The organism is Actinoplanes sp. NPDC048967 (assembly GCF_040649415.1).
Classification (GTDB): domain Bacteria; phylum Actinomycetota; class Actinomycetes; order Mycobacteriales; family Micromonosporaceae; genus Actinoplanes.
The window spans coordinates 68022-86562 of the sequence record NZ_JBEZFL010000011.1 but is presented as its reverse complement, the minus strand read 5'-3'; the positions used below and the strand labels follow the sequence as shown (position 1 = coordinate 86562).

Genomic DNA, 18541 nt, shown 5'->3' with positions numbered 1-18541 from the left:
CTCGCTCCTTGGTCGGGCATCGAGGTCGTCGGGACTTCGACGGGGATCAGGTGTCCAGCGCCCGCAGCGCCTCGGCCGCCTCGTCCTGGGCGTACTCGCCCTCGGGCAGGGCGTCGATGCGGGTCAACGCGGTGGCGGGCAGGTCGGCGGCGATGGCCCCGCGCTGCAGGTCGGCGCTGCTGAGCCGTTCCTGCCCGGTGAAAGCCTCGTCGAGGTAGTCGTCCAGCACCTTCAAGTCACTCACGCTGCTTCGTCTACCCGGGGGGCAGGTCGTCAAACGGTGTGGCCTGAGTCACAACAGCTACCGGAATCGGCGGGCCCGGCCGACGGTTGGATCAGATGTCGGTGTGATCAGTGTCCCCGGGCCTCACCCTTTGCCTTCGCGGATTACCGTTCGGCTGGAGCCGCGTTGAGCCTTTCGCCGAGAGGCGACCTGCACACCGACATCTGCGATCGCGCCGCTCCCGGTCCGCCGGGAGCGGCGCTTTTGCGAGGTGGGACCTTCGCCCGTCGCCACGGCACCGGCGGACATCGATCATCATGCAGGTTCGGTTCCCCGCGGTGGGGGTATCCCGCCGCCATGACAGACGACCGGACAGAGCAGCGAGCCGCCGACCTGCTGCCGGAGGAACGCAGCGCGGGTGGCAGCACCGACCCCCGGGCGCAGGCCGAGGCCATTCTCGCCGAGTCGGACGAGCGCGAGGCCGACCTGGAGGCGGCGCCGAGCTCGTTCCTGGAGCACCGATCGTCGGAACAGACGATCACGCCGGGGGACGGCACCCGGTAGTGGACATGACTTTCGTGTTCACCGATCCGCATGGCACCATCGGCCGGATGGCAGCCCCGCAACGAAGCTCCGGGCGCAACGTCTCGCGTCGAGTGCCCGGCTCCGGCATGGCCGCGAGCCCCGATCAGGTCCGCGGCGCCGGTCGCCGCCGGCCGCCGCCGACCGTGCAGACCATCCTGGCGGCACCGGACGCCACCCCCGCCGCGCTCACCTCCGCTGCTGCGGGCCCCCTCATGGCGGGTGCCGGGGGAGAGCAGTCCCCGGTGACCGCCATTACCGTCCCGGAAGTCCGGCTTGACCTGCTCCCGCCGGCCGGCCGGCCGGCGTCCGGTGTTACCGGGCGGCCGTCCGGGCCGCGCCCGGTGGAGTACGCCGAGCTGCCGTCCGGGCCGCACCCGGTGGAGCTGGCCGGGCTGTTGCACGAGCTCACCGCCCGACTGCTCGGTGCCGACGACGTGCCGCAGGCGCTCGACCGCCTCGCTGCCTTCGCCGCGGGGGCCATCACCGGCACCGTGCGCTGCTCGGTGGCCCTGATCGGGGAGGGCGGCCCGCCGGTTGTCGCCGCCTTCGGGACGGCGGCCAAGGCGCTGGACGACCTCGAGTACGCCGGCGGTGACGGCCCGGGCCTGGAAGCGGCCCGGACCCGCGCTCTGGTGACTGCCCCCGACCTGCAGTCCGACCCCCGCTGGCCGCGGCTGGCCGAATGCGCCCGCGCGGAAGGTGTGCACAGCGTCGTGGCGATCCCGCTGGACGTGCAGCGCTCCTCGGTGGGGGCACTGAGCCTGTTCGTCGCCACCCCGGGCGGCCTCGACCCCGAGCTGCTGCTGACCGCGATGGCCATCGTGAACCAGGCCGAACTGCTGCTCGGTGAGCTGGGCCGGCGCGAGGGGCTGCGCGAGGGCGCGACGGTCGACCGGGCCGCCGGGGTAATCATCGCCCAGCGGGGCTGCGGCGTGCAGGAGGCCTACACGGTGCTGCGGGAGACCGCCCAGCGTCTCGGCCTGGACCGCCGGGCCGTGGCGGAACGGCTGATCGCGGCGGCCGCCCGCAACGCCGAGGCCTGAGCCGGCCTACTTCTCGACGCGCTGGACGACCTCGAATTCCAGCAGGCTCGCGCCCGAGGCCACCGGGCGGCTGCGCTCACCGGCGTGGGCCGCCCGGCCCGAACCGGCCGACCACGCCTGGAAGTCCTCCTCGGTCTCCCAGCGGGTGTAGACGAAGTAGCGGGTCTCCCCGCCGACCGGGCGCAGCAACTCGAACCCCAGGAAGCCCGGGGCGTTCTCCACCGCGCCCTGCCGGGCGGCGAAGCGCTGCTCCAGCTCGGGGCCGGCGCCCTCGGGGACCTCGATCGCGTTGATCTTCACAACTGCCATACGAAGAAGGGTACGAGCGCCGGCTGCGCCCGTACCCTCCGGTGTCGTCCGCGGTCAGCGGGAGCTCTTGGTCTCCACCTCGGGTCCCGCCCCGACCTCGCCGGGCACGCCGTTGCTGTGCTGCGCGGCCAGCGCGTCGTCGGCGCGCTGCTGCTGCGCCGAGCGCTGGGACAGCGGGATCTCCGGCAGGAACAGGACCACGATCAGGCCGAGGATCATCACGGCCGCCGCCAGCAGGAACACCACGTGGATGCCGTCGGAGAAGCCGACCTTGAACGGGTGCGACACCACGTCGGAGAGCCGGCCGAGGAACGAGGTGTCGTTCAGCGCGTCGCCGCTCTGGGCCTGCTGCAGCGTCTGCAGCTGGCTCGGGTCGGCCGCAACCGCCTGCTGGAACTCCGGCGTGCCCTGAGCCGACTGGTACGCCGAACTGATCTTGCCGCCGACGACGTTGAACAGCACCGACAGGAAGATCGCCGTGCCCAGCGTGCCGCCCATCGACCGGAAGAAGGTCACCGAGCTGGTGGCCACGCCGATCTCCCGCGGGGAGACCGCGTTCTGCACGGCGGTGATCATCGGCTGCATGTTGCCGCCCAGGCCGAGGCCCATGACCACCATGATCAGCATGGTCTTCCAGAGCGGGGTGTCGGCGCCGATGAGGGAGAACAGCCCGAGCGCGACGAGCATCAGCGTGCTGCCGATGATCGGGAAGATCCGGTAGCGGCCGGTGCGGGCGATCAGCTGGCCGGCGGTGATCGAGCCGGCCATGATGCCGATCACGAACGGGATCATCTGCAGCCCGGCCTCGGTCGCCGAGGAGCCCTTGACGATCTGCAGGTACAGCGGCACGGTCAGCAGGCCGCCGAACATGGCCATACCGATGATCGTGCTGGAGATGGAGCCGACCGCCACGGTCTTGTTGCGGAACAGCCGCAACGGCAGCAGCGCCTCGTCCTTGTAGGCGCGCTCGGCCAGGATGAAGCCGGCGATGCCGATGAGCCCGACCGCGTAGCAGCCCAGCGCCCGCGGCGAGTCCCAGCCCCAGCTGCGGCCCTGTTCGGCCACGGTCAGCAGCGGCACCAGGCCGACGATGAGCGCGACCGCGCCCGGCCAGTCGATCCGGTGGTCGGTACGCGTGTGCGGCAGGTGCAGCACGCGCGCCACGACGACCATCGCGGCGATGCCGATCGGCACGTTGAGGTAGAAGATCCAGCGCCAGCCGGTGATCCCCAGGATGGTGTCCTGACCGGCGAAGAAGCCGCCGAGCAGCGGGCCGATGACACTCGCGGTGCCGAACACGGCGAGGAAGAAGCCCTGGTACTTGGCGCGCTCGCGGGGCGGCACGATGTCGCCGATGATCGCCAGGGCCATCGACATCAGGCCACCGGCGCCGATGCCCTGGATCGCCCGGAACGCGGCCAGCTCGTACATGCTCTGCGCCATGCCGCAGAGCACCGAGCCGATCACGAAGACGGCGATCGCGAACAGGAAGAAGCCGCGGCGGCCGTAGATGTCGGAGAGCTTGCCGTACAGCGGCGTCGAGATCGTCGAGGTGATCAGGAAGGCTGTGGTGGCCCACGCCTGCAGATCGAAGCCGCGCAGGTCGTCGGCGATGGTGCGGGTCGCGGTGGCCATGATCGTCTGGTCCAGGGCGGCCAGGAACATGCCCATCATCAGGCCGGCGAGGATGGTCAGGATCTGCCGGTGGGTGAATTCCGCCGACGGTCGCCCGGCGCCCGGAGCGCCCGCCACGGGTCCCGTCCCCGCGGGTGCGGTGGTGCTGGAGTTACTCACGCGTTCTCCCGTGCTGGTACGGCTGGGTCGCTGCGCACGAGCGCCTCGACGGAGCTGTTGAATTCTTCGAACAGTTCGGCGAACGCACGCACCCGCTCGACCGGCCAGCCACTGAGGGCCTTGCTGATCATGTCGTTGCGTGCCTGGTGCAGCTGCAGGCAGGCCGCCAGGCCCTCCTGCGTGATGGCGAGGCGGGAGGCGCGGCCGTCGGCCGGATCGGCCTCCCGGCGGGCGAGGCCGGCCTTGACCAGCTGGGCCGCCTGCCGGCTGATCGTGGACGGATCCGCGCCCTTGACCTCGGCGAGGTCGGTGACGCGCATCGGGCCGAGGTGCCGCAGCGGGAACAGCAGCATGAGCGCGGAGAACTCGGCACCGAAGTCCCCCACGTGGAGCATGCCCTTGGCGCGCGCACCGAGCCGGGCGAATCGCACAAGTTGCTCGGCCAGCCGGCCGGCGGCCTCCTCGGCTTCACCTTCGGTCACCACTGCACCTCCCATCAAGATGCGTGCAGCGTACAACTTGTTGGTTGGTGAAAGCATTTCCGTTCACCCGTCAGGCGGCGATTGTGGTGCGCATCTCCCACACGCCCGTGAGCAGTGACTCCGTCTCCTCCAGGGCGGCCGGGACGGGCACGACGTACTCGGCCACCCGGGTGAAGAGCCGTTCCGGGAAGTACCCCCGGCCGGGGTCGCCAACCAGGACCCGGGTGCCTTCGCGGCCGGCGCGGCGCAACCGGGTGGCCATCCGGTCGGCGACCGTGCGGGTGTAGAAGACGTCGCCGGCCAGGATCACGTCCGCGGGCACGTCCGAATCGGCTATGTCGAGCGCTCGGGTCTCGACGGCGACGTCGTTCGCCGAGGCGTTCCGGGCGGCGGCGGCCACCGCGAGCGGATCGACGTCCAGGGCCGTCACCCGGGACGCCCCGGCTCTCGCCGCGGCGATCGCCGCCACGCCGGAGCCGGACGCGACGTCGAGCACCGAGCGGCCCCGCACGATCTCGGGATGGTCCAGGACGTGCCGGGCCAGTGCCTGGCCACCGGCCCAGACGAACAGCCAGAACGGTGGCGGCACGTCGCTGCTGAACGCGCCGCCGGTGCCGTCGAACAACCCCACCCGGCCGTCGGCCAGGTGCAGCGAGATCTCCGGAGCCAGCGGTACGGGCAGCAGCGTCGTTTCCACGCCCGCGATTCTTCGCCGTTGCCGCCCGGTCCGCGCGTTATTTGAGTTGCGTCACAGCGCGCCGGCTACGCGGCCAGTTCGGCGGCCCGGCGCAGCAGCCCGCTCACCGACTCGGGCCCGTGCTGCTCGCCGGCCGCGGTCAGAACCGCGGTGACGGCCAGCTCCAGCGGGGTTCCCGTGCCGTCCTCGCGCAGCAGCTCCAGGAACAGAGCCCGCGTCTGGTTCGACGGCTCCACGCCCAGCCCGTCGGCCAGCTCACGCCGGCACCGGTCGTACGCCCGCAGCGCCGCCACCCGGTCCCCGGCCAGCCGATGGGCGGCCATCGCGATCGCCCAGCCCCGCTCGGCGACCGGATCCAGTCCCACCGCCCGGTCGGCCAGGGCCAACGCCTCCCGCGGGTCACCGGCTGTGAGGGCGTGACCACCGGCGTCCAGCAGGGTCGTCACCAGCCGGGCCCGGTACCGCTCGCGGGCCTGGTCGGCCCAGTCGTGCTGCTCGACGTCCTCCAGCAGCGGGCGGGCGGCCACGTGGGCGGCGGCGGTCAGCGGGCGCAGGGCCCGGCCGGCCGTACGGCCCGAGGCGGCGGCGACCAACTCGTCGAAGCGCGCCACGTCGACCCGGACCTGATCGGCGACCAGGGCGTAGCCGCCGTTGCGCGTGGTGATCACGGAGTCACGCGTCTGCCCGTCCGGGTCGAGTCGATGGCGCAAAAGGGACACATAACTCTCCACCGTGGCCTGATGGTTGGCCGGAGGCCGGCCGCCCCAGAGCAGTTCGGCCAGCTCCGCCTTGTGCAGGTCGCCACGCAGGGCGAGCAGTGCGAGGATGTGGCGGGGCTTGACGCCGCCGAAGTCACGACCGGTCAGGCGTACGCCCCGGGTGCGGACCTCGAGCCGGCCGAAGAGCTGGATGTCGTACATGGCGTAAGACCCTGTACGGGCGACGGTCACGCGACAAGCGTCCGCCGCCTCGTTCGACACCCCGAAAGCGAGGGGTGGGCTCCACCGAAGATACGAGTTATGGCGGCCGCTCGGACTCATCCCGTCGGCGCGCGTACCGAGCGATCGACGTGGCTCGCAGGTGCTGTCCGACTGTTGGTACGCCTTGGCTTCCGGCGCGGGACACATAGACTTCCAGCGCTGGCGGATCAGGAGGCATGAATGGGCGAGGCGATCACGGTGCTCGTGGTGGACGGGCATCAGACGTTCGCCGAGTTGCTCGGTGTGGCGTTGGCCGGGCAACCGGACCTGCGCTACGTGGGGCATGCGCGGACCGGCGAGCAGGCAATCCGGCTCGTGCAGGAGTTGCGGCCGAACGTGGTGTTGATGGATCCGGACCTTCCGGACGCCGACGGCATCGCGATCGCCGAGCTGCTGCGGCATCGCCAGCCCGACACCCGTTTTGTCGTGCTGACCGCGAACAACGAGTCCGCCCTGGTGGGCCGGGCCACGGCGGCCGGTGCCTCGGGTTTCCTGTCGAAGAACGGGCCCCTCGGCGACGTGCTCAACGCCGTCCACACCGCGCACGGCGGCGGCATGACGGTGTCGACCGACATCCTGGCCCGGCTGCTGCGCAGCACCACCCCGGTGGTCGGTCCGCGCGCCGGTGGGCTGACCGCCCGCGAGCACGAGGTGCTGGTGCTGATGGGCTCCGGGCTCGACCCGCGGGCCATCGCCCGGCGGCTCGGCATCAGCGTGCACACGTGCCGGGGCTATGTGAAAGCTGTGCTGGGCAAGCTCGGCGCGCACAGCCAGCTCGAGGCCGTCGCGGTGGCCACCCGGCGTGGGCTGCTCAGCCCCGACCGTTCTAACGGAGAGTAATTCTCGCTCCTACTCATCCGTTAAGCCGCGGGATCCGTACTTCTCGCCGGAGCGCCTGTCGAAGATTGTCGGCGCCGGCGCGAGTTGGAGGACATCGCGTGGAACGTTCGATCGCCGATTCGTCCGATGTGTCCGTCGCGCTGGCGGAACTCGCGTCGACGTCGGGTGCCGACTGGGCCAACCGTGACAACGAATCGCTCTACCGCCGGACCGAATCCGAACCGGCGCCCTACCGGCGACCACCCGCTGTGAACTCGTTCCGTAACGATGCTGATGAGGAAGACATGGCCGACTCCCCGAGCTGGAGTGCCTTCGGGTCACCCCGTACCGCTTCCTCGGCCGCGGGCGTACCCGCCGCGGACCCGCCGGAGCCCGAGTACGGCCCGGCCCCGCCGACCGGTCCCGGCCGCGCCTCCTTCGGCTTCACCGCCGGCCCGATCAGCGGCAACCACACCGGCAGCCACGCCACCATCGGCAACCACACCGGCGGGCACGCCACCATCGGCAATCACCAGGGCCGTCCCGCACCCGTCTCCGGCGCGCCGTTCCTGCCGCCGCCGGCGGGCCCCCCGCCGTACCCGGTCCGTTCCATGACCGGGGAGCACGCGCCGGTCCAGACCCGGTCGGCGCGCTCGGCCCCGCCGGTCGAGCACGACGAGGGCATCGGCGACTTCATCGGCGGTCCCGGCCGTGAGATCCGCCCGCACCGCGCCGCCCGCCACCCGCACCAGGCCGCCGAGCCGCAGCTGCTGGCCGAGCCGGCCCCCCGCGGCCGTGGTGTGCTGGTCGCCGGCTTCGTGCTGGGCCTCGCGGTGCTGCTCGGCGGCACCGTCGCCGGCGTCAGCTACTTCTCCGGCTCCGACAAGAGCCTCACCTCGGTGCTGGAGCTGGGCGCCGGCAAGTCCGGCGACCGGACCGCGACCGCGCCGATCGACGGCCGCACGGCCGCGTCCTTCGAGCTGTCCACCGCCGTCACCAAGATCACCGTACGCAGCCAGGACCTCGGCGACGACCTCTTCCGGATCGCCACCGCCGAGGACGCCGGCCTCGTCCCGAAGCCGGTGGTGGCCCAGGACCGCGTGCAGCTCAGCATGGTCCCCGACGGCGACGGCACCACCGGGGCCGTCGAGGTCGTGCTCACCACGAAGGTGGTGTGGAACCTGCGCTTCGCCGGCGCCACCGACGAGCAGCGCATCGACTTCGCCGGTGGGCAGGTCGACGGCATCGACCTGGTCGCCGGCTCCCGGGTCACCGAGATCGCCCTGCCCAAGCCGGCCGGCACGGTCGCGCTGAAGGTCACCGGCGCTGTCGACGAGCTGTCGCTGAACAGCCCGGCCGGCTTCCCGGTGCGGGTGCAGATGCAGGGCGGGGCGAAGACGGTGGCGGCGGGCAAGCGCACGCTGCGCGACGTCAAGCCGGGATCGACGCTGACGCCCAAGGGCTGGACCACCAACGACCGCTACGACGTGACCGCGGAAGCCCGGGTCACGCTGCTCTCCGTCGAGACGGCGAAGTAGCGCGCCCGGGCTGGGCGAATCAGAGAACCCGCAGCCGCACCGTCTGGCTCATACCGCGCAGCCGGTCCAGGACGTCGGCGCTGTAGCTGCCGCTGATGTCGGTGATCAGGTAGCCGTACTCGCCGCGGGTGCTCAGCAGCTGGCCCTCGACGTTCACGTGGTGCTCGGCCAGGATGCTGTTGACCTGGGCCAGCACGCCCGGCATGTTCAGGTGCACGTGGATGATGCGGCTCATGTCGGTGCTGGCCGGCAGGGCGACGCTGGGCAGGTTCACGCTCAGCGTGGTGTTGCCCTCCTGCACGAAGTGCACGAGCTTGTTGGCCACGAAGTCGCCGATGTCCGACTGGGCCTCCTCGGTGGACCCGCCGATGTGCGGGGTGAGGATGACGTTCGGCAGGCCGCGCAGCTCCGAGACGAACTCGTCACCGCGGCCCTTCGGCTCCTTCGGGAAGACGTCCACGGCCGCGCCGGCGAGGTGCCCGCTGGTCAGCGCGTCGCGCAGGGCCACATGGTCGACCACGATGCCGCGCGACAGGTTGAGGAAGATCGCCCCGGGGCGCATCCGGCCGAACTGCTCGGCGCCGAAGAAGCCCGCGTTGCCCGGCCGCCCGTCGACGTGCAGCGTCACCACGTCCGAGCTCTCCAGCAGCTCGTCGAGGCTGGCGCAGCGCTGAGCGTTGCCCAGGGCCAGCTTGTCGGCGGTGTCGTAGAAGGACACGTGCATGCCCAGGTTCTCCGCGAGCACGGAGAGCTGGGTGCCGATGTTGCCGTACCCGATGATGCCGAGGCGGCGGCCCCGGACCTCGTGGCTGCCGTTGGCCGCCTTGTCCCAGATGCCCTGGTGCATGAGGTTGTTCTTCTCGGTGAGCCGGCGGGTCATCGCGATGATCTCGGCGAGGGCCAGCTCGACCACCGAGCGGGTGTTGGAGAACGGCGCGTTGAAGACGGCGATGCCGGCCTGGGAGGCGCCGGCCAGGTCGATCTGGTCGGTGCCGATGCAGAACGCGCCGATCGCGACGAGGCTGTCCGCGGCCTCCAGGACCTTCGCGGTCACCCGCGTCTTGGACCGGATACCGAGCAGCTGCACACCCTGGATGCGCTCGACCAGCTCGACCTCGTCGAGGGCGCCGGCGACGGACTCGACCTGGTAACCCTCTGCCTCGAGCCGGGACACCGCGTCCGGGTGGATGCTCTCGAGCAGCAGGACTCGCACCTTGGGTTGGTCGATCATCACTTTCCGTTCCATGTCGGATTCTGGTGCACGTGGAAGGGGGACCATCCGGGCCGCCACGCCGAAGCCCAGGTCAGGCGTACCAGCCTAATGCCCCGGATTGCCCGCCCCGCGATGGTGTGCCGCAGCTCCCATCTGGCGGTCACCCGCGCGGGCACACCGTGCGGGTCAGCCGGAGACGCGCTGTCGCAGCCAGGGCAGCATGGCGTCGGCGTGGGCGCGCTGGAACTCCCGGACGTGCGGGATGCCGGGTGAGGGGTGCCGGGAGCGGTCCAGGAAGTCGCCGGTGAAGCCCGCGATGACGTCGGCCGCCGTCCGCGGGTCGATGCCGGTCAGCAGCCGGTCGCCCGGGCCGCCGTGCACGAGAACGTTCATCGCCAGCAGGACGGTGTCCAGCCAGGCCGGTCCGACGCACCCGTACGGCCAGTCCACGACGAGGATCGAGCCGTCCGGGCGTACCAGAAGATTGTCGGCCCGCACGTCGCAGTGCGCGAGGGTGGCACCGGTCGCGACCGCGGCCAGGCCGCGGTCCGCGGCGGCCCGCAGGCCGTCGAGGTGCGCGGCCACCCAGGGGTCCAGATCGGGCAGCGGATCGGCGGCGATCCGGGCCCAGCCCCCGAAGCAATCGGCCAGGTGCTCCGCCGCGGTCGGCACGCCGGTCACCGGCGACGGCGTGAGAGCGTCGGCCAGCTCCCGCAGCGCCCGCACGGCCGCGTGGATCTCGTCCTCGACCCACGGGGTACGCGGATGCCGGCCCTCGACGTCCTCGTGGACCAGCACCACCCACTCGCCGTCGTCGAGAGCCGCGAGCAGCCGGGGCACCGGCGCCTCCATGGGCATCCGGGCGGTGACGTGTGCCTCGGCGCGGGCCAGCTCGATCGAGCGGGTGCTCAGCGCGGTGCTGACGGCCTTGACGAACGCCCGCCGGCCGTCCGCGGTGAGCACCCGGTCCGCCGTCCCGGGTGAGAACCCGCCGGACTGCGAGGCCGCGTGCACCACCGGCCCGCCGATGACGGCCTCGACCTTCTCCCTGATCCGCTCGGGCAGATCCGCCCAGCCGATCCGCACCCCGTACCTCTGGATCATCTGATCGACCTCCTTCCGGCGGATGGTCGCAGCCCGGGAACGGGCACCGGCGTACTCGATCGCACAACTGCCCCCGCGCCCCGGCGGAAATGTCACACCGTCCCGGAACGATGTCCGTCAGGCCCGGCGAGGGGACAGGACATGAACGCAGCGACCGCCGCCGCTGTCAGCGCGGCGCGGATGACCGAGGACGAAGCCCTGCGGTGGCGGGCCCGGCTGCGCGAGCGATCGGAGCTGGCTCTGCGCCAGCGGGCCGAGCAGGCAGCAGCTCGCCGGTCGGCCGCCCGGCGGCGCGCGCACGGGCTGGTCGACCGGCAGGCCGCTCGCCTGGCCCGCGGCCGGACGGACGCCTTCGAGCCGGATCCGCACTGCACGCAGTGACCGGCCGGCCGGTCAGGGCCTGGGTTCGCCGGCCACGGCGGTCATGAAGTCGGCGATCACCGCCAGTTCCCGGTCGTCGTAGCGGCCCAGCAGCGTGACCATGTGCTCGGCCTGCCCGGTGTAGTGCGGATGCACGCGGGCGGCGATCTGCTCCTGGTCCAGCGACACGATCACCTTGCGCCGGTCGTGCGGGTCGCGGTCGCGACGGACGAAGCCCGCGCCCTCCAGCCGGTCCAGCACTCCGGTGACCGTGCCGGTCCGCAGCCCGGTCAGCTCGGCCAGCCGGCCCGGGGTCAGCGGGCCGTGCACCTCCAGCAGCGTCATGAACTGGGCGTCACTCGGTCCGAGTTTGAGCTGCTCCGACACCTGGTGGCTGTAGAGCACCGCCGCGGCGATCATCCGGCGGGTCGACTCGACGATGCTCTCCTCCCGCGCCGTCCGGGACGGGGCCGGGCCGGATTCACTCGTGGACACAAGTATCTCGCATTCGCTAGTATCTCGGATGAACGAGATAATCGGCGGTACGAGGGATTTTCTCACGGGGGAGGACGGACATGGCGAAGGCGCAGACCGCACTGGTGATCGGCGGCGGCATCGCGGGGCCGATCACGGGGATCGCGCTGCGGCGGGCCGGCATCACCGCGACCGTGTACGAGGCGTACGACCGGCAGGCCGACGGCATCGGCGGTGAGCTGATGCTCGCGCCCAACGGCATGGCGGCCCTGGCCGCCGTGGGCATCGCCGACGAGGTGGCGGCGGCCGGGGTGCCGACCCCGCGCATGGTCATGGAAACCGGTCGCGGCAAGCGCCTCGGCCAGTTCGAGGACCTGCCCGGCCTGCCCATCAGCCACACGTTCACCCGGGCCCGGCTCTACCGGGCGTTGACGGACGCGACCGCCGCCGCCGGTGTCCCCGTCGAGTACGGCAAGCGGCTCACCGCCTATGTGGACCACGGCGACCGGGTGACCGCGACCTTCACCGACGGCAGCATCGCCGAGGCCGACGTGCTGCTCGGCGCGGACGGTATCCGCTCGACGGTGCGGGGCCTGCTCGACCCGGCAGCGCCGCAACCGCGCTACTCCGGCCTGGTCGGGCTCGGCGGCTGGAGCCGCGGCCACGGCCTGCCGAGCACGGGAGGAGCGATGCACCTGGCCTTCGGGCGCAAGGCGTTCTTCGGCTACCGGATCGGCGACGACGGCGAGGCCGGCTGGTTCGCCAACGTGCCCTCGGCCCGGATGCTCACCGCCGCGCAGGCCACCGAGATCCCGGCGGCCGAGTGGCTGCGGCGGCTGCACGAGCTGTTCGCCGCCGACACCCTGCCGGCGCTGGGTCTGCTCGACCGGGTCGACCCCGGCGAGCTGGTCATCGTCGGCGGGCTGCAGGACATGCCGCCCGTGCCGGTGTGGCACCGCGGCCGGGTGGCCCTGGTCGGCGACGCGGCGCATGCGATGACCCCCAGCTCGGGGCAGGGCGCGTCGCTGTCCATCGAGAGTGCCGTGGAGCTGGCCCGGGCCCTGCGGGACCTGCCCGTCGAGCAGGCCTTCACCAGCTACGAAGGGTCGCGTCGGGCCCGGGTGGAGCGGGTGGCCGCCCGGACGGCCCGGGTGAACAACGACAAGGCGCCCGGTCCGGTCGGCCGGATCGTGCGGGACCTGCTCTTCCCGCTGGCCATGCGCTCGTTCTACGACCAGGAGAAGATGTTCGGCTGGCTGCACAGGTACACCGTCGACTGGGCCACGCCGGCCGGGACAGTGGCAGCAGCGCCGCGATCGTGATCGCCAGCAACAGTCGCGAGTTGCTCCACAGTGGCGGGCCCAGGGCCGGCACCGGCAGAAGCATCACCACGAGCACCAGGGCCGGCCAGGCGCGCCGGGCCCAGGCCGGGCCGCGTACGGGCAGCAGCGCGGCCAGGACCAGCCAGATCTGGTGATGGGTCCAGGAAACCGGGGAGAGCACCACGCTCGCCGCGCCGGTCAGCACCAGCGCGGAGAACCAGTCACCGTCACGGGCCTGCCGGGTGGCCCGGTGCAACGCCAGTGCGGCGATCACGCCACCGGCCACCAGCACGACGGCCGAGCGCACCGGAGCCGACAGCTCGACGCGCAGCAGTGCCCCGTTCAGCGACTGGTTGCCGACCGAGGTGATGTAGCCCAGGCGGCTGACGTGCGAGATCTCGGTCGTCCAGAACCGCCACGAGTCGCCGGGCAGCGCGACCGCGGCCAGCGCCCCGCACGCCGCGAAGGTCGCCGATGCCAGCACGGCCGCGCGGCGGCGACCGGCGAACCAGAGCAGCGGGATGAAGATCAGCGGGGTGAGCTTGATCGCGGCGGCCAGCCCGATGAGCAGGCCCTGCCACCGGCTGTGCCGCAGGGCCAGCAGGTCGACCGCGATCAGGGCGGCGAGGAAGAGGCTGACCTGGCCGTACTTCAGATCGGAGGAGACCGGCGCCGACAACACCAGGACCAGGGCGTAGGCGGGGGCCCGCCGGCTCAGCAGCAGTGCCAGGCCGGCGACGGTGACGATCGTGGCCAGGGTCCAGGCCAGCTGCAACGGCAGGGTGGGGACGCCGGCCAGGGGCAGGAAGACCAGGCCGGCGAACGGGGGATAGGTGAAGGGGGCGTTGCCGGCGCTGATGAAGTCGTACAGGCTCGCGCCGTGGGACAGGCCATGCACCGCGCCGGTGTAGACGCCCAGGTCCGAGAGGCGGACGTCGGCCGGGCGGGCGAGCACGGCCCAGGCGGTGACCAGCGCCGCCAGGGCGGCGGGCAGCCAGAGCAGGGCGGGGCGCGCGCTGCGTCGTTCGGTGGGGGCCGGTGGGAGCGGGCCGGTGAGACGGTACGCGTGGCGGCCGGCCGACCAGTGCGCCTCGATCAGGCCGGCGCGCTGGAGGCGTACGAGTAAGGGGTAGAGCGATCCACTCGCCACGCCCGCCTCGCGCACCAGGTCGAGACCGTGCCGGGCCCGGCCGGGCTCGGCCGCCAGGCGGGCGAGGACCGCGGCCCGCGCGCTCATGTCGCCCGGCGCACCGGAGCGCCGAGGTGCGCCACCAGCAGACCGATCAGCAGCGCGACGGCCAGCCGGCCCGCCGGGTGGGCGAGGAAGCCGAAGCCGAACACCGCCGAGTTGTCGACGAGCTGGTGCAGCGTCAGCTCAGTCGCGCCGCCCGATCGGCGCAGCACCTCGCCGATCGCCAGCCCGCCCAGCCCGGCCACCACGCCGAGGGCCACCTTGCCGGCAGCGTCCGGGGACCGCATCGCGTCGGGAATCCTGGGCGAACCGCGGCGCACCAGGCCCGCGACGACCGCGACCGAGCACATGGTGAGCGGGCCGATCATCGCCGAGGCGTTGCCGAGCAGGACGGCGGAAGCATGGAACGCCGGTCCGGTCTGCTGGAGGTGGCCGAACGTGGCCGTGCCGTCCGCGAAGTAGGCCCCGAAGTCGGCGATCCCGCCGGGCAGCAGGGCGAGCGGGAACCAGGACGGGGCCGAGGCGGCGTTCACCCCGAGGACCGCGGCGGCATGCAGGGAACCGGCGGCTGCGGCGACGTCGAGAGCGAGCACGGCGCCGGCGACTGCCGCCACTCCGGCGAGGGTGGTGCGGCCGGTGACTCGCAAGCTGGTGCTCACCCGTACGGTCGCAGCGGTCAGGACGGTCCACGCCAGCACCGCCGGGCCGATGTCGATCCAGCCCATGAACGGCATGACCGCCACCTGGTTGCCGGCCAGGAGGAAGGCGTAACCGGCCGCACCCAGCAGCACCACCCGGCCCACGGTCGTGCGGCCACCGACCGCCACCATCACAGCCGCGGCGGCCGTCAGCGCTACAGCCCCGGCGAGCACGCCGAACCGCCCCTGCGCCAGATGAGCGGCGTTGACCAGCGCCCCCGCCAGCAGGGTCAGTGCGGCCGGCACCGACAGCGTGCGGGCCCAGCCGGCCCCGCGCTGCGCCCAGGTCACCGGTTCCTCGTCGGCCTCCTCGACGGCGGGGGAGACGGCCAGGCTGCCGGCGAAGGTCAAGGCGTGCCAGGAAGACCGCGACGCGTCCAGCTCGGCGTGCCAGTCCCGGGTCAGGTCATCGCGCAGGTCCGCGGGCCAGCGCCGGGCTGCGGAGTCGACCAGGCGTCGCGCCAGGCGGTCGGCCACGCTCATGCCGGCTGCGCCTTGGTGCCCGGGACGGCCACCTGGGCCATCTGCTGCTGCATGACGGCGACTTCACGCCGGGCCTCGACGGCGCCGTCCGCGGTGAGCCGGTAGTAGCGCCGGGCGGGCCGGCCCTCGGCGGCCGGATCACTCTGCTCCCAGCGCGACTCGACCCAACCGGCCCGCTCGAGGCGGACCAGGACCGGGTAGAGGGTGCCGCTGGGCAGCCCGGTGGCCTGCATGAGCTGCAGGCCGTAACGCTCGGCGACGGGATCGGCGAGCAGCGCCGCCACCACCTTGAGCACCGGCATGGTCATCCGCGGAGGCATGTAGGCACTCTACATAGGGTCGGTGACCGTGTCACCCAGCTCGACCCGGCCGGTGCGCTCGACGGTCGCCCAGACGCCGAAGGTCAGGTCGTGGTGCTCCGCGACGGTCCGCAGCAGCCGGCCGTGCTCCGGCACGTCCGCCTGCGCCAGGTCGATCATCACGCAGCGGGTCAGGCGCCGCCGCGGTCGCAGCACGACCTGGTCGCCGACCCGCACTGCCCGCCCCAGCCACTCCTCCTCCGGGAAGCCGGTGCCGGGCACGTCGACCAGCAGGTTCGCCCGGAACCGCAGCGGGTCGACCACTTCCCCGGTCAGCTGCCGCAGCCGGCGCAGGGCAGCGGTGCTGATCACGCTGACCGGCCCCTCGTCGTGGTGGACGACCTCCGCCTCACGGGTGATCGTGACCGGCCGGCCCAGGACCTCGCTGACCGCCCGGTGCCCGGCCGGGTCGTCAGCGGCGAACCGGCGCCCGTCGGGCAACTCCACCACCGGTACGGGATCAGCGAAGTGCCCGCGCAACCGGAACAGGCCGGGCATCCGCCGGAAACGCCGGGTGTTCTTGCCGCTGCCCAGCTTGCCCTCGGTGTCGCGGACCGCCCAGAGCCGGTCACCGGCCAGCCCACGCTGTTCGACGTCGACGGCCGCGGGCCGTTCACCCAGGAGGGACTTGATCGGGTACCGGCGGAGCTCGACGACCTTCATCGGCTGACTCTTTCGTGTTCGAGGTGAGATTGCAGCCGGTCGGATCGACCTGGTGGCCGATCATCCGAGATCCGGGCGCGGACGCTGTTCCCAGCGAGCGCGGGCATCCACAGTGTTCGGGCGGTTGCTTTCCGCTCACCAGCCCGTCGCTCAGGAGTTCTCATGGCGTACCCGCCTCAGCCGCCGTACGACCCGCAGGTCCCCGTTGTGCCGGCGGGCCCGCCGGCCGCTTTCACCGGGTACGGGCCGCCGCCGCAGCCGCCTCGGCGCAGCCTGCTGCCGTGGCTGGCGCTGGCCGTCGCTCTGCTGGTCGTGGCCGGCACGGGCGGCTGGTTCCTCTACGACCGGGTCATCCGGACGGATTCCGGGGTGGCGGCCTGCGAGGCCCTGCGGGACGGCGACAAGGCGGTCGACGGGGACGACGGCGACAAGACGATGACCGAGGCCGAGTACCGCGAACTGCGCGGAGTCTTCGAGGACTCGCGCTACGAGGACATCCGCGATCACGGTACGAAGCTGATCGACCTGGTCTGGCAGCTGTCGAAGCTGGGCGACGAACCGGGCCTGGGGGCGCTGGCCTTCATGGGCCCGCTCACCGAACACGTGACCGGGCTCCAGTCGGCCTGCGCTGATCAGGGCGTCATCGTCGATCTGAAGCTGGGCGAGTAGCGGGCTCGCTCAGGCCTGGAACCGGGTTCGGCGGCGGGTGAGCAGTACGCCGCCGGTGCCCGCCGCGAGCAGCAGCAGAGCCGCGCCCACGATCGCGGCGACCGGCGTGCCGGTCACCGGCAGACCTCCTCCGCCGCCCCCGTCGGCACCGTTGACGACGATGAGTGCCTTGTCGTTCGCCTTGTCCAGCTCGCACGTCCCGCAGGCGGCGGTGACCTGCACCGGTCCGCTCGCGCCCGCGATCACCTGGTTGATGCGCAGACCGAAGCGGAACTTCTCGCTCGCGCCGACCTCCAGGTGGTTGCTCGTGCGGCATCCGTACTCGGCGGCACCGGGCTTGGCCGGCGCGTTCCAGGCGGGAACGCCGTCGACGACCTGGCGGCAGCGGGCCGGCACGGTGACGACCTCGGTGCCCTCGGGCACCGACACGAGCATCCGCGCCACGGTGGTCGACTGGTCCAGGTCGAGGACGGCCGGTCCGTCGTTGCGTACCCCGACCGTCGCCGTGACCACGTCACCGGCGTCCCCGTCGACCTCGGCGCCCAGCGCCACCAGGTCGACGCCGTTGCGACCGGTCACCGCGATCCGTACCCGTGAGGTGCTGTCCCGGTAATCCACATCGGCCTGCCGCTTCGCCGCCGCGGAGACGACCGGCTCGAGCCGCAGCACCGGCCCGTTACCGGCGGTGCCGGCCGGCTGGCCCAACGCCTTCTCCTCAGCCAGGTAGCCGTCATGCTGCGCGGCCGTACGCCAGGTGAAGTCAGCGGCCAGCTTTCCCGGCGCGACCGTGTTGCTGCGCAGCCGGTACGGCAGGGCGAGCCGATAGGCGGTCCCCGGCTGCAGCTGCTGGTCGAAGCGGCACGACACCAGCCGGTCGGCGTCGTACCGGCAGTTGCGGTAGCGCGTCCCGGCCTGCATGGCCCACGCGGAGCGGTCGACGCTCATCCCGATGCCGTCGGCGACGTTCGCGCCGGCATTACGCACGCTCACCGGCACCTCGAACGCCCCACCCGGCTGCGCCGACAGCGTCGGACTCGGCACGGCGACCAGGCTGACGCCCTCGGCCACGGTGACGTCGGCGACGCCCGTGACCACCTCGTCGTGGTAACCCCGGAAGGTGGCGGTGATCGTGCCCTCGGTCCCGACCGGCACCGTCGTGGTGGCCTTGAGCACGGCCCAGTGGCTGCGCTCGCCGGCCGGGGTGAAGTCGAAGAACTCATCCTCGAAGCTGCAGCTCAAGGTGGCGACCCCGCCGGTGCAGTTCGGGGTGTCATAGTCGATGTCCACGGTGACGCCGGCATCGACCAGGCTCTGCGAGATGCGGTAGCTGACGTTGTACGCCTGCACGCTCTGCGCCGGTGCGGAGTGGGTCCGAAGCCAGATCCTGGTCGCGCCGCCGGGCGCCACAACGGTGTCGGAGACCTCGACCCGCAGGTCCGCGGGAGCCTGCGCTTGCGCGGGCGCGGGACTGAGCAGGGCGGCCGTCACACCGGCGAGGACCATGATCGGGAACTTCGACTTCATGGCGAGGGAC

Annotated in this window: 20 protein-coding genes and 1 pseudogene; 7 read left to right on the top strand and 14 right to left on the bottom strand. The window is 72.4% G+C overall.

What is annotated here, in order from left to right:
• Positions 1-46: 46 nt before the first annotated feature.
• Complete coding sequence (locus AB0C12_RS36755; RefSeq protein WP_360554969.1) at positions 47-244, bottom strand: hypothetical protein; 198 nt, start codon at positions 242-244, stop codon at positions 47-49.
• 336 nt (positions 245-580) lie between these two features.
• On the opposite strand from AB0C12_RS36755, the gene AB0C12_RS36750 reads away from it, so the two are divergent.
• The gene (locus tag AB0C12_RS36750) at positions 581-787 is read left to right on the top strand and encodes a hypothetical protein (RefSeq protein WP_360554968.1); all 207 of its coding nucleotides are present in this window, start codon (positions 581-583) and stop codon (positions 785-787) included.
• A gap of 5 nt (positions 788-792) precedes the next feature.
• Positions 793-1851 carry a GAF and ANTAR domain-containing protein gene (locus AB0C12_RS36745; RefSeq protein WP_360554966.1) on the top strand — a complete coding sequence of 353 codons (1059 nt, stop codon included), beginning with the start codon at positions 793-795 and terminating at the stop codon, positions 1849-1851.
• A gap of 6 nt (positions 1852-1857) precedes the next feature.
• Here AB0C12_RS36745 and AB0C12_RS36740 read toward each other — a convergent pair whose 3' ends face one another.
• The 5 genes from AB0C12_RS36740 to AB0C12_RS36720 form a co-directional block, all read right to left on the bottom strand.
• Positions 1858-2160, bottom strand: a complete 303-nt coding sequence (locus AB0C12_RS36740; protein WP_360554965.1) for an antibiotic biosynthesis monooxygenase — start codon at positions 2158-2160, stop codon at positions 1858-1860.
• A gap of 54 nt (positions 2161-2214) precedes the next feature.
• Complete coding sequence (locus tag AB0C12_RS36735) at positions 2215-3954, bottom strand: MDR family MFS transporter (RefSeq protein ID WP_360554963.1); 1740 nt, start codon at positions 3952-3954, stop codon at positions 2215-2217.
• The gene (locus AB0C12_RS36730) at positions 3951-4436 is read right to left on the bottom strand and encodes a MarR family transcriptional regulator (RefSeq protein ID WP_360554962.1); all 486 of its coding nucleotides are present in this window, start codon (positions 4434-4436) and stop codon (positions 3951-3953) included. Before AB0C12_RS36730 ends, AB0C12_RS36735 begins: the two co-directional genes overlap by 4 nt.
• A gap of 70 nt (positions 4437-4506) precedes the next feature.
• Entirely contained in the window at positions 4507-5133 is a 627-nt protein-coding gene (locus AB0C12_RS36725) for a 50S ribosomal protein L11 methyltransferase (protein WP_360554961.1), read from the bottom strand.
• Between the two features lie 65 nt (positions 5134-5198).
• Positions 5199-6083, bottom strand: a complete 885-nt coding sequence (locus tag AB0C12_RS36720; RefSeq protein ID WP_360554960.1) for a BTAD domain-containing putative transcriptional regulator — start codon at positions 6081-6083, stop codon at positions 5199-5201.
• 210 nt (positions 6084-6293) lie between these two features.
• On the opposite strand from AB0C12_RS36720, the gene AB0C12_RS36715 reads away from it, so the two are divergent.
• Both AB0C12_RS36715 and AB0C12_RS36710 read left to right on the top strand, forming a co-directional pair.
• Positions 6294-6953 (top strand): response regulator transcription factor, encoded by a 660-nt coding sequence (locus AB0C12_RS36715; RefSeq protein ID WP_360554959.1) that lies wholly within the window; start codon positions 6294-6296, stop codon positions 6951-6953.
• A gap of 284 nt (positions 6954-7237) precedes the next feature.
• Positions 7238-8470 (top strand): hypothetical protein, encoded by a 1233-nt coding sequence (locus AB0C12_RS36710; RefSeq protein WP_360554957.1) that lies wholly within the window; start codon positions 7238-7240, stop codon positions 8468-8470.
• Between the two features lie 19 nt (positions 8471-8489).
• Here AB0C12_RS36710 and serA read toward each other — a convergent pair whose 3' ends face one another.
• The gene (serA, locus tag AB0C12_RS36705; RefSeq protein ID WP_360554956.1) at positions 8490-9716 is read right to left on the bottom strand and encodes a phosphoglycerate dehydrogenase; all 1227 of its coding nucleotides are present in this window, start codon (positions 9714-9716) and stop codon (positions 8490-8492) included.
• A gap of 153 nt (positions 9717-9869) precedes the next feature.
• Positions 9870-10787 (bottom strand): aminoglycoside phosphotransferase family protein, encoded by a 918-nt coding sequence (locus tag AB0C12_RS36700; protein ID WP_360554954.1) that lies wholly within the window; start codon positions 10785-10787, stop codon positions 9870-9872.
• A gap of 141 nt (positions 10788-10928) precedes the next feature.
• On the opposite strand from AB0C12_RS36700, the gene AB0C12_RS36695 reads away from it, so the two are divergent.
• On the top strand, positions 10929-11168 hold the full coding sequence (locus AB0C12_RS36695) for a hypothetical protein (protein ID WP_360554952.1): 240 nt from the start codon (positions 10929-10931) through the stop codon (positions 11166-11168).
• A 12-nt stretch (positions 11169-11180) separates the two neighbouring features.
• Here the strand turns inward: AB0C12_RS36695 and AB0C12_RS36690 are convergent, their stop codons facing one another.
• On the bottom strand, positions 11181-11642 hold the full coding sequence (locus tag AB0C12_RS36690; RefSeq protein ID WP_360554950.1) for a MarR family winged helix-turn-helix transcriptional regulator: 462 nt from the start codon (positions 11640-11642) through the stop codon (positions 11181-11183).
• 80 nt (positions 11643-11722) lie between these two features.
• On the opposite strand from AB0C12_RS36690, the gene AB0C12_RS36685 reads away from it, so the two are divergent.
• Positions 11723-12943, top strand: a complete 1221-nt coding sequence (locus tag AB0C12_RS36685; RefSeq protein WP_360554948.1) for an FAD-dependent monooxygenase — start codon at positions 11723-11725, stop codon at positions 12941-12943.
• A 181-nt stretch (positions 12944-13124) separates the two neighbouring features.
• Here AB0C12_RS36685 and AB0C12_RS36680 read toward each other — a convergent pair.
• From AB0C12_RS36680 to AB0C12_RS36665, 4 genes and pseudogenes are all read right to left on the bottom strand, one after another.
• Positions 13125-14180: pseudogene (locus AB0C12_RS36680) on the bottom strand (glycosyltransferase 87 family protein); the annotation flags it as partial.
• Entirely contained in the window at positions 14177-15316 is a 1140-nt protein-coding gene (locus AB0C12_RS36675; protein ID WP_360554946.1) for a hypothetical protein, read from the bottom strand. The gene AB0C12_RS36675 and the pseudogene AB0C12_RS36680, both read right to left, overlap by 4 nt.
• Positions 15313-15636: a PadR family transcriptional regulator gene (locus AB0C12_RS36670; RefSeq protein WP_360554945.1), complete on the bottom strand. Its 324-nt coding sequence runs from the start codon at positions 15634-15636 to the stop codon at positions 15313-15315. Before AB0C12_RS36670 ends, AB0C12_RS36675 begins: the two co-directional genes overlap by 4 nt.
• 9 nt (positions 15637-15645) lie before the next feature.
• Positions 15646-16338 carry an MOSC domain-containing protein gene (locus tag AB0C12_RS36665; RefSeq protein ID WP_360554943.1) on the bottom strand — a complete coding sequence of 231 codons (693 nt, stop codon included), beginning with the start codon at positions 16336-16338 and terminating at the stop codon, positions 15646-15648.
• 162 nt (positions 16339-16500) lie between these two features.
• Here AB0C12_RS36665 and AB0C12_RS36660 point away from each other — a divergent pair, with 162 nt between their 5' ends.
• Positions 16501-17007, top strand: coding sequence for a hypothetical protein (locus AB0C12_RS36660; protein ID WP_360554941.1), 507 nt, complete (start codon positions 16501-16503; stop codon positions 17005-17007).
• A 9-nt stretch (positions 17008-17016) separates the two neighbouring features.
• Here AB0C12_RS36660 and AB0C12_RS36655 read toward each other — a convergent pair whose 3' ends face one another.
• Positions 17017-18531, bottom strand: coding sequence for a hypothetical protein (locus tag AB0C12_RS36655; protein WP_360554940.1), 1515 nt, complete (start codon positions 18529-18531; stop codon positions 17017-17019).
• Positions 18532-18541: the final 10 nt, after the last annotated feature.